The sequence below is a fragment of the Pseudomonas sp. GD04058 genome (genome assembly GCF_029836855.1).
GTDB classification, from domain to species: Bacteria; Pseudomonadota; Gammaproteobacteria; order Pseudomonadales; family Pseudomonadaceae; genus Aquipseudomonas; species Aquipseudomonas bharatica.
The window spans coordinates 38,099-52,962 of record NZ_JAOECN010000018.1; the positions used below are offsets into that span (position 1 = coordinate 38,099).

The 14,864-nt window shown below is 64.4% G+C and carries 11 protein-coding genes; 1 reads left to right on the forward strand and 10 read right to left on the reverse strand.

Going from position 1 to position 14,864, the window contains the following annotated elements; translation table 11 throughout:
- Nucleotides 1-8: 8 nt before the first annotated feature.
- Genes N7650_RS16175 through N7650_RS16185 form a run of 3 tightly spaced genes read right to left on the reverse strand, consistent with a single transcriptional unit; the run spans nt 9 to nt 1,754 of the window.
- Nucleotides 9-275, reverse strand: a complete 267-nt coding sequence (locus N7650_RS16175) for a phosphopantetheine-binding protein (protein ID WP_009396876.1) — start codon at nt 273-275, stop codon at nt 9-11.
- On the reverse strand, nt 250-1,065 hold the full coding sequence (locus tag N7650_RS16180) for a lysophospholipid acyltransferase family protein (RefSeq protein ID WP_279899087.1): 816 nt from the start codon (nt 1,063-1,065) through the stop codon (nt 250-252). Before N7650_RS16180 ends, N7650_RS16175 begins: the two co-directional genes overlap by 26 nt.
- Nucleotides 1,041-1,754 carry a beta-ketoacyl synthase chain length factor gene (locus N7650_RS16185; protein WP_279899088.1) on the reverse strand — a complete coding sequence of 238 codons (714 nt, stop codon included), beginning with the start codon at nt 1,752-1,754 and terminating at the stop codon, nt 1,041-1,043. The genes N7650_RS16180 and N7650_RS16185 overlap by 25 nt, the downstream gene beginning before the upstream one ends.
- 315 nt (nt 1,755-2,069) lie before the next feature.
- Between N7650_RS16185 and N7650_RS16190 the strand changes: the two genes are divergently transcribed.
- On the forward strand, nt 2,070-2,843 hold the full coding sequence (locus N7650_RS16190) for a ParA family protein (RefSeq protein ID WP_009396882.1): 774 nt from the start codon (nt 2,070-2,072) through the stop codon (nt 2,841-2,843).
- Here the strand turns inward: N7650_RS16190 and trxC are convergent.
- The 7 genes from trxC to betI form a co-directional block, all read right to left on the reverse strand.
- Nucleotides 2,840-3,274, reverse strand: coding sequence for a thioredoxin TrxC (gene trxC, locus N7650_RS16195; RefSeq protein WP_279899089.1), 435 nt, complete (start codon nt 3,272-3,274; stop codon nt 2,840-2,842). The genes N7650_RS16190 and trxC overlap by 4 nt on opposite strands.
- 444 nt (nt 3,275-3,718) lie before the next feature.
- On the reverse strand, nt 3,719-5,179 hold the full coding sequence (selO, locus tag N7650_RS16200; RefSeq protein ID WP_279899090.1) for a protein adenylyltransferase SelO: 1,461 nt from the start codon (nt 5,177-5,179) through the stop codon (nt 3,719-3,721).
- A 12-nt stretch (nt 5,180-5,191) separates the two neighbouring features.
- On the reverse strand, nt 5,192-8,509 hold the full coding sequence (mscK, locus tag N7650_RS16205) for a mechanosensitive channel MscK (RefSeq protein ID WP_009396888.1): 3,318 nt from the start codon (nt 8,507-8,509) through the stop codon (nt 5,192-5,194).
- 38 nt (nt 8,510-8,547) lie between these two features.
- Nucleotides 8,548-10,290, reverse strand: coding sequence for a potassium/proton antiporter (locus N7650_RS16210; RefSeq protein ID WP_279899092.1), 1,743 nt, complete (start codon nt 10,288-10,290; stop codon nt 8,548-8,550).
- 249 nt (nt 10,291-10,539) lie between these two features.
- Entirely contained in the window at nt 10,540-12,231 is a 1,692-nt protein-coding gene (gene betA / locus N7650_RS16215) for a choline dehydrogenase (RefSeq protein ID WP_009396892.1), read from the reverse strand.
- An 83-nt stretch (nt 12,232-12,314) separates the two neighbouring features.
- Nucleotides 12,315-13,787, reverse strand: a complete 1,473-nt coding sequence (gene betB, locus N7650_RS16220) for a betaine-aldehyde dehydrogenase (protein WP_064301210.1) — start codon at nt 13,785-13,787, stop codon at nt 12,315-12,317.
- Between the two features lie 29 nt (nt 13,788-13,816).
- Entirely contained in the window at nt 13,817-14,482 is a 666-nt protein-coding gene (gene betI / locus N7650_RS16225) for a transcriptional regulator BetI (protein WP_009396897.1), read from the reverse strand.
- Nucleotides 14,483-14,864 lie beyond the last annotated feature (382 nt).

Here is a 14,864-nt window from a genome sequence, read left to right on the forward strand (position 1 = left end):
TACGTGTCTCAGGCAGCCTGTTTGGCGGTAACGAAGGCGGCGAGGGTCGCCACGTTGGTGAAGTGCGAGCGGGTGTCCTTGGCGTCGGCGTCGATCTTGATGCCGTAGCGTTTCTGGATCGCCAGGCCGAGCTCCAGGGCGTCCACCGAGTCGAGGCCCAGGCCTTCGCCGAACAGGGTCTGCTCGTCGCCGATATCGTCCGCGCTGATATCTTCCAGGCCCAGGGCCTCGATGATCAGGTCCTTGATGTCATGGTTGAGTTGGGGATTGCTCATCTGCGGCGAGCTCCTTGATGAAGTACTGGTGCAAGTGGTCGTTGAGTTTGCGCGAGGCCTGCGGGGCCGGGCCCTGGCTGGCGAAGACCTGTGGGTCGATGTCGGCGCCGACGCGCAGGGTGAAGTGCACGCGGCGGTCCGGGATGCGGTACCAGGGCTCGCACTTGGTCAGGGTGGTCGGGTTGACCGTGATGGCCACCGGGGTGATCACCCGCGCGCCGCGCAGGGCGATGGCCGCTGCGCCGCGGTGGAAGGACGGGGCCTGGCCCGGGTCGGTGCGGGTGCCTTCAGGGAATATCACCAGGGTCTGACCGCTCTGCAGGGAGGCCACGGCGGCATCGAGCATGTCCATGCTGCCGTCGTTGCTTATGTACTGCGCCGAACTCACCGGGCCGCGGGTGAACGGGTTGCCGAACAGGCTCTGCTTGACCACGCAGTTGCTCTGGCGGACCAGACCGATCAGAAACACCACGTCGATCAGCGACGGATGGTTGGCGATGATCATCTGCCCCGGACGGCCCAGGCGCTCGGCACCCCGCACTTCGTAGGTGAGCACGCCGCAGGCGGCCATGAAGCGGATGAAGCGCCAGAACAGCCAGCTGATGGTGTGCCTTGCCCGTTGCCGGTGGCGCAGGCGATCGCCGGGCAGGCAGGCCAGCAGGGGAAAGACCAGCAGGCGCAGGCACAAGCCGCCGAGGCCGAACAGCAGGAAGCTCAAGGCGGTGGCCAGCAGGCGCCAGAGCCAGGCGTCGCGGCGCGAGCGGCTCAGGTCTTGCGTTGCCAGTTCCATGTGCGGTCCTTCAGGGTGTGGGTAAAGGTCGAACGGTTGGCGAGCAGGTTGCGCAGCCAGCTCAAGGCATGGGGTTCGCTGGCCGGAGCGGCCTTGTCGCCCTCCAGGGACAGGCGCCATTGGTCGCCGGGGGTCAACAGCAGGCCGAGGGCATAGTCGCAAGGCACGTCGGTGATCCAGGGGCTGTAGGCAGCAGGCGGGTGTTCCTCGGCGACGATCAGCAGCACCGCCGGGGCGCCATCGTGGAGCAGGCCGGCCGCTTCCACCACGGCGTGTTCGAAACCGTCGCCTTCGGCGGCGATGGCCGTCATCTCGGCGGTTTCACCACGCAGGATTGACCACAGGCCGATGACGGCGTTGTGTACCGAAAGGCTGAACTGGGTTGGCGACAAGGGCTGGGCGGCCGCGAGGTCGCTGAGGATCTCCAGGGTGCGCGGGGTTTCGCCATGCCGTGAGACGAACACCAGGGGCAGTGGCGCGAGGCCTTCGGCCAGCGGCCAGCCCACGGCGAAGGCCATGCGCGCCAGGCGGCTGAGGCGGCGGCGCTGCATGGCGGGCAGGAACGAGACGTCCGGCGACGCCTCGCCGGCATCGATCGCGCGTTCGCCATGGCTCCATTGCTGCCAATGCGCAGCCGACTGGAGGCCGGGCGCCCAGGCGCGCCACTGACTGATGTTGAATGTGATCAAGGTGTGTATCTCGCCCTGAGGGACTTCCATGCCGAGGGGGACTCGGAGCAACGGCCTGCGGGCGAAATCGCCGAGTGGCGGGCATTATCCCGGTGCAAGGGGGCCGTCGTAAACAATGTATTGCTATTGATTACGGAACCAGGTGACTGGAACAGACCTCAAATAGCGCCGCTTATTTCCTCGGGCCGCCTTTTCCCGACAGACGGCCCGGACCTGTTGTCGGTCGCCTTTGCCGGATCTTGAGCTGTTCAATGCTGGTCAATCCTGCAGGTCGGACACATACTCGGTCATTCTTTGAAACACGGAGGTCTTTCCATGCGGCGCGTGGTGTTCAATCAGAAAGGCGGCGTCGGCAAGTCCAGCATCGCTTGCAATCTTGCGGCGGTCAGTGCCAGTGAAGGCTATCGGACCCTGTTGATCGACCTGGATGCCCAGGGCAACTCCACCCACTACCTCACCGGCCTGACCGGCGAGGACATCCCCATGGGTATCGCCGACTTCTTTAAGCAGAGCCTGTCGTCCGGGCCGTTCGCCAAGAAGAACAAGGTGGATATCTACGAGACGCCGTTCGACAACCTGCATGTGGTCACCGCCACGGCGGAGCTGGCCGACCTGCAGCCCAAGCTGGAGGCCAAGCACAAGATCAACAAGCTGCGCAAACTGCTCGATGAATTGAGCGAAGACTACGACCGGATCTACCTGGACACCCCGCCTGCTCTGAATTTCTATGCGGTATCGGCGCTGATCGCGGCCGATCGCGTGTTGATTCCCTTCGATTGCGACAGCTTCTCGCGCCAGGCGCTGTACGGCCTGCTCTCGGAAATCGAAGACCTCAAGGAAGACCACAACGAAGAGCTGCAGGTCGAGGGCATCGTGGTCAACCAGTTCCAGCCCCGGGCCAGCCTGCCGCAGCAGATGCTCGACGAACTGGTGGAAGAGGGGCTGCCGGTACTGCCGGTGTACCTCAACAGCTCGGTGAAGATGCGCGAGTCACACCAGGCCTGCCTGCCGCTGATCCATCTGGAACCGCGGCACAAGCTGACCCAGCAGTTCGTCGAGTTGCACTCGTTGCTGGAAGAAAACGCCTAGATCCCTTGGGTGCGCAGCCACTCCAGCAGGTGCTGGAGTGGGAATGCGCCGCTTTGCCGCGCCACTTCCCGGCCGTTGTTGAACAGGATCAGGCTGGGGATCGAGCGGATATTCAACTGGCCGGCCAATTCGCGGTTGGCCTCACTGTCCAGCTTCGCCAGCCGGCAGCGTCCGGACAGTTGCCGTGCGGCCTGCTCGAAGACCGGCGCAAAGGACTTGCACGGCCCGCACCAATCGGCCCAGACATCGATCAGCAGGGGCAGGTCGCCCTTGATCTGGCTGGCGTAGTCGGCCTGTTTCAGCTCGAAGGGTTTGCCCAGCAGGACGGGTTGCTTGCAACGCCCGCATTTCGGCGTGTCGCCCAGGCGGTCGGCGGGGATGCGGTTGAGGCCGTTGCAATGGGGGCAGGGGATCAGCAGTGGGTTGGTCATGGGAATTGGGTCCGGGGGCGGGTGTTGCTGGGTATGTGGCGGTGGGACCCCGCGTTTTCAATGCTCTTGCGGGCCTCATCGCTGGCAAGCCAGCTCCCACAGTGTCTGCGGCGCCGCTGAACCCTGTGGGAGCTGGCTTGCCAGCGATGGGGCCCTGAAGGGCGCTGCATTGACCAGGTCAGAAAAAAAGATCTGAAGCCCCACTGAGCACCAGCAGTGGTTGTGTGGTGTTCTTTCTGGCCTCATCGCTGGCAAGCCAGCTCTCACAGTCGGCGGCGCCGCTGAACCTTGTGGGAGCTGGCTTGCCAGCGATGGGGTCCTGAAGGGCACTGCATTGGCCAGGTCAGAAAAAAGATCTGAAGCCGCACTGAGCACCAGCAGTGGCTGTGTGGTGTTCTTTCTGGCCTCATCGCTGGCAAGCCAGCTCCCACAGGGTCCGCGTGCTCAGGAAGAACAACTGATCTCCAGGTGCTTGCCCCACTCCGGCGGCCGTTCGGCATAGGCTTCCATCCCCGGCTGTTCTTCGAACGGCCGGGCCAGCACCGCATGCAGGCGTCGCACTTCGGAGTAGTCGCCACCCTGTGCCGCTTCGATGGCCCGCTGCGCCAGGTAGTTGCGCAGTACATACAGCGGGTTCACCGCATGCATTCGCTCCCGCCGCCCGTCGGCATTGCCCGGCTCGCGCTGCACCCGCGCCAGATAGTCCTGCGACCAGTTGTCGAAGCCCGCCAGATCGACGAAATCACTCCGCACCACCCCCAGCGCCTGTTCCACCGGCTGATCCCCGAGCTTGCGGAAGAACAGGCTGTAGTCCACCGCGCCCGGCTGCATCAGGCTGAGCAGGCGCTGGATCAGCACCTTGTCGCCTTCTTCCGCCGTGGTCAGGCCGAGCCGGCGGCGCATCAGGTCGAGGTAGTGGGCTTCATACAGCGGCAGGAACAACCCCAGCGCTTCCTGCAAGGCCTCGACGCTGATGAACGGCGTCAGCGCCTGGGCCAGGGCGCTGAGGTTCCAGTGGGCGATGGGTACCTGATTGCTGTAGCTGTAGCGCCCCTGGTCGTCGGAGTGGTTGCAGATGAACCCGGCGTCGAAATCATCGAGGAAGGCAAACGGCCCGAAGTCGAATGTGATGCCAAGGATCGACATGTTGTCGGTGTTCATCACCCCATGGCAGAACCCATAGGCCTGCCATTTGCCGATCAGTTCGGCATTGCGCTCGACGATGCTGCGGAACATCGCCAGGTACGGCTCGTCCGCCGTCTTGCACTCGGGGTAGTGCAGGTCCAGCACGTGCTCGGCAAGCTGGCGCTGCTGTTCCGGCTGGCGGGTGTAGTAGAAGTATTCGAAGTGGCCGAAACGGATATGGCTCGGTGCCAAGCGCAGGAGCATGGCCGCGCTTTCCTTGGTCTCGCGCCACACCGGCGTGTTCGAGCCGATCACGCACAGCGCGCGGCTGCTGGGGATGCCCAGGGCGTGCAGGGCTTCGGAGGCGAGGAATTCACGGATCGACGAGCGCAACACCGCGCGGCCATCACCCATGCGCGAGTAGGGCGTCTGGCCCGCGCCCTTGAGGTGCAGGTCCCAGTGCTGGCCGGCGTCATTGCACACTTCGCCCAGCAACAGGCCGCGGCCGTCGCCCAGCCGTGGGTTGTACGAGCCGAACTGATGCCCGGAGTACACCATGGCCCGGGGATCGGCCTCGGACCAGAGCTTGTGCCCGCCAAACAGCTCGGCGAATACCGGCGAGTGCGCTTCGGTGGGCTCGAGGTCGAGCAGGGCCATGGCCGCCTCGCTGACCACCACCAGCCGCGGATCGTCGATCGGCTCCGGCAGCACCTGGGTGGAAAACGCATCGCCCAGGCGGGCGAAGCGGTTGTCGAAGGTCAGTTCGTCGAGGCCTTTCACGAGGCGACTCCTTTACGGCTTGGACGTATCGTCGGGTTTTGGCTGCTCGACCGGCTGCTCCATCGGGATCAGCTGCTTCTTGTTGCCCGAGGTGTCCATCAGGAACACCTCCACCTGGCGCACGGAAATCTTGATGTTGTGGGCTTTGAACTCGCGGTTGATATAGCGGTTCAGTTCGTCCAGCGTCGGGTTGCGGTCGCCAAGGTCGCGCACGTGCATGCGCAGTTCGTGGTCCAGCGAGCTTTCGCCGAAATTCAGGAAGTACACGATCGGCTCCGGGTCCTTGAGCACCCGCGGGTTTTCCCGGGCGCCCTTGAGCAGCAGGTCGCGTACCAGGTCGAGGTCCGAGCCGTAGTCGATGCCGAGCTTGAGCGTTACCCGGGTGACCGTGTCGGTCAGCGACCAGTTGATCAACTGGCCGGTGATGAAGGTCTTGTTCGGGACGATGATGTCCTTGCGGTCGAAGTCGGTGATGGTGGTGGCGCGGATGCGGATCTTGCTCACCGTGCCGGACAGGTTGCCGATGGTGATGGTGTCGCCGATCCGTACCGGGCGCTCGAACAGGATCATGATCCCGGAGATGAAGTTGGCGAAGATTTCCTGCATGCCGAAGCCCAGGCCTACCGACAGCGCCGCCACCAGCCATTGCAACTTGTCCCAACTGACCCCGAGCGTCGACAGCGTGGAGACGAAGCCCACGCCGACGATTACATAGGAGAGCAAGGTGGTGGTGGCGTAGGCGCTGCCCTGGGCCAGGTCCAGTTTCGACAGCACCAGCACTTCCAGCAGGCCCGGCAGGTTGCGCGCCAGGGCCAGGGTGATGCCGACGATGACCAGGGCGCCGAGCAGGTCGCCGAGGCTGATCGGCACCATGCTCGCGGTGGCACCGGTGCCGCTCGTGTATTCGTACAGGGTGAAGTTGTTGAGGTAGGAGAACACGCTGATCAGGTCGGACCAGACCCAGTACAGGGCGACCAGGAAGCCACCGAGCAAGGCCAGGCGGATCAGGCGCAGGGACTGCTGGTTGACCTGCTCGATGTCCAGGGTCGGCTCTTCCACCGGCACTTCGCCGTCCAGCCCTTCCTTGGCCGCCTGGCGCTTGGCCAGGGCGCGCTGGTAGGCCAGGCGCCGCGCCGCCACGGACAGGCCGCGAACGAAGGTGGCCTCGATCACCAGCCAGAACATCAGCAAATAGAGGGTGTCGATCAGCCGATCGGTGAGTTTCAGCGCGGTGTAGTAGTAGCCGAAGCACACGGCGACGAACAGGGCGATGGGCAGGGCGGTGAAGGCCACGCCCACGGCCTTGCGGAACAGCGAGGTGTTGCGATGGGTCGGGCTGCTCAGCAGCAGGCGGCTGAGCAGCCAGGCCATCAGGGCGTAGCAGGTCAGCACCACGCCGATGCCGAGCACGTCGTCGGCCAGGGCCGATGGCTGGTGTTCGGCCACCGCGACCACGCCGACCAGTGCCAGCACCACCGCGCCCAGGCGACGAATCCAGCGCCGGAGGAATTCGACCTGGGGCTTCTGCCAACGGAAATGCAGCTCGGCCACCCCGCCCGGGGCCAGGACCCGGTACGCGGTGTAGAACACCAGCCAGGCCTGGGCGATTTCCCACAGGGCAGCGCCGAGATTGGCGTTCTGGCCCCGCGCATCGATCTGCAGGGCGTAGCTGCACAGGGCCAGGAGCAGGGCCAGCGGCAGGGCCAGGAGGATGTTGATCAGGATCGCCTGGGGCGTGTGCCACTGGCTGTCGCGCTTGAAGTGGCCGACATCGCCATGGACCTTGCGCAGTTGTTCGTAGAGGTAGTTACGGCGCCACAGCAGGCCACCGATCATCAGCAGCAGCGGCAGGAACAGCAACGGCCGCTCCAGCAGGCCGTCGGCCAGTTCGGCGATGCCCGAGCCCCAGGGCAGGCTGGTGACCTGCTTCTGGAAGCGCTCGGGCAGGGTACGCAGCCATTCGACGTCCAGCGGTTTGTTGCTGGGGATCCAGAACATCTGTTCGTCGAGGGTGGCGCGCAGGTTCAAGGCAGTGCTGACCAACTGCTTCTGGTTCAGTTGCAGGGTGATGGATTCGTTGAGCACCGCGCTCAGCTCGCGGTTCAGGCGCTCCAGCAGGTCGACCCGGGTGATCGCCACTTCCAGCAAAGCCTTGCGCAATTCCGGGGTGACCTGGTCGGCGGTCTGGTTTTCCAGAAGCTTGTCGACGTACTGGCTCGGGCTGCTGATCTGCTCGCGCTGCTGGTTGACCTCGAACTGGTACAGGCGGATGTCGGCGATCTGGTCGGCCAGGTCGCGGTCGAGCTTGAGGTGCGGCAGCGCCTGTTTCTGCTTGTAGAGGATCTTCGACAGCAGCAGGCTGCCCTTGAGCACGTTGATCTGCTCGTCCAGTGCCTGGTCGGCCTGGGTCAGGCTGTCCAGTTGCTGCTTGGCCTTGAGGTTCTGCTGGGTGACTTCGTTGAGGCGGTCGGTGCTGCGCAGCAGGTAGTCGGAAAGCTTGAGGTTGGTCGCGCTTTCCGTGGCGAGCAGGGTGCTGCCGCCGGCCTTTTGCGCTTCGAGGGACTGTTCGGTGACCGTCTTCTGCGACTGGGCCAGGCGCTTTTCATTGATGAGGGTCTGCAGGTCCTGGATTTCCTGCTCCAGGCGCGCGGCGCGCTCCATCAGCAGGTCATGCTGGGCGTTGCCGAGGTCTTGCAGCAGGCTGTTGCCGGCCAGTTCCTGGCGGCGCAGCAGGGTCAGGGCGTTGAGCGAGGCCAGTTCGGCGTTGAGCTGGTTGCGCTGGTCGGCGGACAGGTTCTTGCCGCCGTCCTTGCCCTGCTTGAGGGTGCTGTTGATCTGCTGGCTGCGGGTCTGGTTGAGGCTGATCTCGGACTGGGCGCGCTCGGGCCGGGTCTGGGAGTTGATGATCAGGCTATTGGCTTCGGACAGGGATTTCTGCAGCTCGCCCTGCTCGGTGGTGCGCTCGGAGAGCAGTTGCTCAAGTTGCGGCACCGTCTGGTTGGCATAGCGCTGGGCTACCGGCACCGGCTTGGTGGCCGACAGGCGGGCCAGCTCGCGCTGGCTTTCGGTGGTCAGCCTGGGCGCATCGGCGAGCTGTTGCTTGAGCGCGGCCAGGCGCTTGCTGTAGTCGTCGCGGCTGGCGAGGAAGGCGAGGGTCTGCTCCAGCACCTGTTGCAGCGCTTTCTGATCGGCTTCCGGCAGCTTGCGGTCGGCGATCTTGTCCAGGCTTTGCTGGACGCTCTCGGTGCTGGGTGGCTCCGCGGCAAAGGCGGAGGTGAACGACAGGCACAGCCCGAGAAGGGCCGCGCCAATAACAGTGCGCAGTGACATAGGCAGAAAATTCGTACAGCCGGACTGGAAATTGGAGTTTAGAGGAACAGACCCGGGCCGGGGCGGCTTCCTTCGGGGAATTTGATCCCCACTTTCTGGATCTTGTTCCCGTCCATGAGGGCGACGGTCCAGGTGGTGTTGTTCCACTCGATCTGGTCACCGATCACCGGCGCACCGCCAACCTTCTGCTGGATGAAGCGTGCCAGCGGCATATGCGGGTCCTGGCCGTCGAGCTGCAGGCCGTACAATGCGGCCACGGCCCCCAGTTCTGCGTCGCCTTCGAGCACGAAGTCGCCGAAGAAACGCAGGTCCAGGCCGCGTTGCGGCGCCTGGCTGAACAGCTTGCCGAGGGCCGGCAGGTCGTGTTCGTGGCCGATCACGCAGAGCAGGTCGCCGACTTCCAGCACCGTACTACCCGACGGATGGAGCAGTTGCTGGCCGCGGAACAGCGCGGCGATCCGGGTGCCTTCCGGCATCTTCAGCTCGCGCAGGGCGGCACCGATGCACCACTTCTCCGCGCCGAGGCGGTAGACGAACAGCTCCCACTCGCTGGTGACGTGGACTTCCAGGGCGGAACGGGAGATCGGCGCCGGATCCGGTGGCACGGTCACTTTAAGCAGGCGCGCGACCCACGGCAGGCTGGTGCCCTGCACCAGCAGCGAGACCAGCACGATGAAGAACGCCAAATTGAAGTACAGCTGGGCCTGGGGCAGGCCGGCCATCAGCGGGAACACGGCGAGAATGATCGGTACCGCCCCGCGCAGGCCGACCCAGGAAATAAACGCCTTTTCCCGGCCATGAAAGGCCTTGAACGGCAGCAGGCCGGCGACCACCGACAGCGGCCGGGCGATCAGGATCATCCACAGCGCCAGGGCCAGGGCCGGCAGGGCGATCGGTAGCAGGTCGTGCGGGGTGACCAGCAGGCCGAGGACCAGGAACATGCCGATCTGCGCCAGCCAGGCCATGCCGTCGAGCATGTGCAGGATGCCGTGGCGGCTGCGGATCGGGCGGTTGCCCAACACCAGGCCGAACAGGTACACGGCGAGGAAGCCGCTGCCGTGCAGGGCGTTGGTCAGGGCGAAGACCACCAGGCCACCGGCGATCACCAGGATTGGATAGAGCCCCCCGGCCAGGTTCATGCGGTTGACCAGTTGCAGCATCAGCCAGCCGCCGCCTAGGCCGAGCACGCCGCCGATGCCGAACTCGCGCACCAGGTGCCACAGCAGGCTCCAGTGCAGGCCGGTCTGGCCGCTGGCGATCATGTCGATCAGGGTCACGGTGAGGAACACCGCCATCGGGTCGTTGCTGCCGGATTCGATTTCCAGGCTGGCGGTGACCCGCTCGTTCAGGCCCTTGCCGCCGAGCAGAGAGAACACTGCGGCGGCGTCGGTGGAACCGACGATGGCGCCGATCAGCAGGCCCTGCATCAGGTTCAGGTCGAACAGCCAGGCGGCGGCCATGCCGGTCAGGCCCGTGGTTATGAGCACGCCCACCGTCGCCAGCGACAGCGCCGGCCACAGCGCCACGCGGAAACTCGCGACCCGCGTGCGCAGGCCGCCGTCGAGCAGGATCACGGCGAGGGCGAGGTTGCCGACCAGGTAGGCGACCGGATAGTTGTTGAAGATGATGCCGCCGCCATCGACGCCGGCGACCATGCCGACCGCAAGGATGATGACGAGGATCGGGATGCCCAGGCGTGAGGACAGGGAGCTGACCAGAATACTTGCACCCACCAGCAATGCGCCGATAAGGAACAGGCTGTTGATGGTGCTCGCATCCAAAGGCAGTACTCCGGGGGACATCGCGGGAAAAAGAGGACCTGGCTTGATAAGCAGGTCGCGTGCCAACCGATTCTAACCTGATGAATTGGCGGGCTGTAAAGCGTTTCCGCAGATGTACAAAAGGCACCTGGGTCAGGTGCCTTTCTATGTGTTGCCTGTGCTGGCCCTATCGCTGGCAAGCCAGCTCCCACAGGTATCGCGGACCCTGTGGGAGCTGGCTTGCCAGCGATGAGGCCAGTGCAGCCACCATCACACTTCGCGCAAGGCCTTGCCTTTGACCGGCGCGCCGTTCGCCACATAGTACTTGGCGGTACTGCGCGGCAGCGGCTGGCGATTGCGGATCTTGTCGGCGATTTTCTCGGCGATCATGATCGTGGTCGCGTTGAGGTTGCCGGTGATGATGATCGGCATGATCGACGCATCGACCACCCGCAGGCCTTCCATCCCGTGCACCCGGCCCTGGCCATCGACCACCGCCATGTCGTCCTCGCCCATCTTGCACGAGCAGGACGGGTGGAACGCGGTTTCGGCGTGCTCGCGGATGAACTTGTCCAGCTCTTCGTCCGTCTGCACGTGCTCGCCCGGGCTGATCTCGCGGCCGCGGTAGGCGTCCAGCGCCGGCTGGGCCATGATTTCACGGGTCAGGCGGATGCCGTCGCGGAACTCCTGCCAGTCCTGCTCGGTAGCCATGTAGTTGAACAGGATGCTCGGGTGCTGGCGCGGGTCGCGGGATTTCAGCTTGATGCGGCCGCGGCTCGGCGAACGCATCGAGCCCATGTGCGCCTGGAAGCCATGCTCCTTCACGCCATTGGAGCCGTTGTAGTTAATCGCGACCGGCAGGAAGTGGTACTGGATGTTCGGCCATTCGAATTCCGGACGGGTACGGATGAAACCGCCAGCCTCGAACTGGTTGCTGGCGCCGATACCGGTGCCGTTGAACAGCCATTCGGCACCGATGGCCGGCTGGTTCCACCACAGCAGCGACGGGTACAGCGACACCGGCTGGGTGCAGGCGTATTGCAGATACAGCTCCAGGTGGTCCTGGAGGTTTTCGCCGACGCCCGGCAGTTCGTGCACTACCGGGATGTCCAGGCTCTCCAGCAGTTCGCGCGGGCCGACACCGGAACGTTGCAGCAGTTGCGGCGACGCGATGGCGCCGCTGCAGACGATGACTTCCTTGCGCGCGCGGGCTTCCACGCGTTCTTCGCTGGAGCCGACCAGGTAGGTCACGCCCACGGCGCGCTTGCCTTCGAACAGCACGCGGTCGGTCAGGGCGTGGGTGACGATGGTCAGGGTCGGGCGCTTCTTGGCAGGATCCAGGTAGCCGCGGGCAGTGCTGGAACGGCGGCCGTTCTTGGTGACGCTGCGGTCCATCGGACCGAAGCCTTCCTGTTGATAGCCGTTGAGGTCTTCGGTACGCGGATAGCCAGCCTGCACGCCGGCTTCGACCATGGCGTGGAACAGCGGGTTGTTGCCGGCTTTAGGCGTTGCCACGCTGACCGGACCGTCGCCGCCGTGGTAGTCGTTGGGGCCGATGTCACGGGTTTCCGCCTTGCGGAAGTAGGGCAGGCAGTCGAGATAGGTCCAGTCTTCCAGGCCTGGCAGTTTTGCCCAGCCATCGAAGTCCATGGCATTGCCACGGATGTAGCACATGCCGTTGATCAGCGAGGAGCCACCGAGGCCCTTGCCGCGACCGCATTCCATGCGGCGGCCGTTCATGTGCGGCTCCGGATCGGTCTCGTAGGCCCAGTTGTAGCGGCGGCCCTGCAGCGGGAAGGCCAGGGCGGCGGGCATCTGCGTACGGAAGTCGGCGCGGTAGTCCGGGCCGCCGGCTTCCAGCAGCAGGACGGTAACGCCCGGGTCTTCGGTCAGGCGCGCGGCCAGGGTGTTACCGGCCGAGCCGGCACCGACGATGATGTAGTCGAAAATATGGGCGGACATGTTCTGTTCCCTCTTGAGCAAGCGGGTGGGAAAGCGGGGAGGCGCCCGGTCGGCAGGGACCGGGCGCGGCTACGAAGCTCGGCTTAGAAGACCGAGTTGTAGTTGCCCAGCTCGACCTGGACCGACTTGATGCGGGTGTACTGGGCCAGCGAGCTGACACCGTTTTCACGACCGACACCGGATTGCTTGTAGCCACCGACCGGCATTTCCGCCGGCGATTCGCCCCAGGCGTTGATCCAGCAGATACCGGCTTCCAGCTGGTGGATGATGCGGTGCGCGCGGCTGATGTCGTTGGTGCAGACGCCGGCGGCCAGGCCGTATTCGGTGTCGTTGGCGCGGCGGATGACTTCTTCTTCGGTTTCGTAGCTGAGGATGCTCATCACCGGGCCGAAGATCTCTTCCTTGACGATGGTCATGTCGTCGCGGCAGTCGGTGAATACGGTCGGCGCAACGAAGGCGCCCTTGGCGAATTCACCCTCGGTCAGGCGCTCGCCGCCGCACAGGACGCGGGCACCTTCTTCCTTGCCCTTGGCGATGTACGACAGGACGCTTTCCATGTGCGGGAAGCTGACCAGCGGGCCGAAGTTGGTGTTTTCGTCTTCCGGGTTGCCAACGCGGATGCGCGCGACGCGTTCGACGATCTTCGCTTCGAAAGCGGCCTTCATCGATGCTGGAACGAATACGCGGGTGCCGTTGGTGCAGACCTGACCGGAGCTGTAGAAGTTGGCCATCATCGCGATGTCGGCGGCGCGATCGAGGTCGGCGTCGTCGCAGATGATCAGCGGCGACTTGCCGCCCAGTTCCATGGTCACTTCCTTCAGTGACGAGCTGGAGGCGCTGGCCATGACTTTCTTGCCGGTGGTGGTGCCGCCGGTGAAGGAAACCTTCTCGATGCGCGGGTGCTCGGTCAGCCAGGTGCCGACTTCGCGGCCGCTGCCGGTCAGGACGTTGAATACGCCGTCCGGCAGGCCGGCTTCGGTGTAGATCTCGGCCAGTTTCAGGGTGGTCAGCGAGGTGACTTCGCTCGGCTTGAAGATCATCGCGTTGCCGGCGGCCAGGGCCGGGGCGGATTTCCACAGGGCGATCTGGATCGGGTAGTTCCACGCGCCGATACCGACGGTGACGCCCAGCGGCTCGCGGCGGGTGTAGACGAACGAGGAGTCGCGCAGCGGGATCTGCTCGCCTTCGATGGCCGGGATCAGGCCAGCGTAGTACTCCAGCACATCGGCGCCGGTGACGATGTCGACGTAGCGGGTTTCCGAGTAGGACTTGCCGGTGTCCAGGGTTTCCAGGGCGGCCAGTTCGTCGTTGCGCTCGCGCAGGATGTCGACGGCGCGACGCAGGATGCGCGAACGCTGCATGGCGGTCATCGCGGCCCAGACTTTCTGGCCGCGCTCGGCGCTTTCCACGGCGCGCTCGACGTCGGCCTGGGTGGCGCGTTGCACGTGGGCGAGGACTTCGCCGTTGGCCGGGTTGATGGCTTCGAAGGTGGCATCGCTGCCAGCGTCGACATAACCACCGTCAATGTAGAGTTTTTGCGTTTCGAAACGGGCCATAGTGTCCTCGCAAGTGCAATGTGATTTGGCTAGCCGGCGATAGCTCCCGATTTCGTGCGGGGCGCTGTGCGCGGGGTTTCAGAGGCCTGGTTCTGGGTGTCCGGGCTCGTCTGTTTCGCCAGTTGTAGATCCATGTATTCGTAAGCGATCTGCTGCGCCTGGTGGGTATCGAAGCTGTCTCCCGACAGCGCCCCGCGCAGCCACAAACCGTCGATCAAGGCTGCCAGGCCGCGGGCCGCGCTGCGTGCTTCGGGCAGCGGCAGAACCCGGCGGAACTGGCAGCACAGGTTGGAATACAGGCGGTGATCGTTGATCCGCTGCAACCTGTGCAAGGACGGCTGGTGCATGCTGGTGGCCCAGAAGGCCAGCCAGGTTTTCATTGCCGGGCCGTTGACCTGGCTGGCGTCGAAGTTGCCTTCGATGATCACCTGCAGGTGGGCGCGCGGGCTGTTGTCCGTAAGTGCCTGGCGACGGGCGGCGACGCCCTCGCTCAATACCGTCATCAAGTGCTGCATGGTCGCTGCGATCAGGCCGTTCTTGTCCCGAAAGTAGTGACTGATGATGCCATTCGACACACCGGCCAAACGGGCGATCAGCGCAATGCTGGCATCACCCATGCCGGCCTGGTCGATAGCCGTCAACGTGGCATCGATCAACTGCTGGCGGCGAATGGGTTGCATACCGACCTTGGGCATCTGGCAAATCTCCTCAGGCCTGCGAGCAGACGACAGGCGGCTGACTCGGCGAAGGCCAGTCTATTTTGTTTTGATTGAACGTTCAATCAACAAAGAATAAGCTCTGCGACAATTCGTAACATTGACAGGGTTTAGGGCCGGTCAGAAGTCGCGAATTGGCACCCCCGAAAAGACGTGTACCCCCGCAAAACAAGGTGTTTCACGCGCACAGACGCACCGTTGGACCGCTGTGCCCCAGGCCGAGCAAGCCAGGAGGCACAACCCTCGAGCCGGGGTTTTGCAGCGGGTTTCCAGCGCATTCGTATTGGGATCACGGTTTTTCAAGGTGCTTTTATAACACCTGCGGCGATGGGGCTATTGCACCAATTGCCCGGGTGACGGG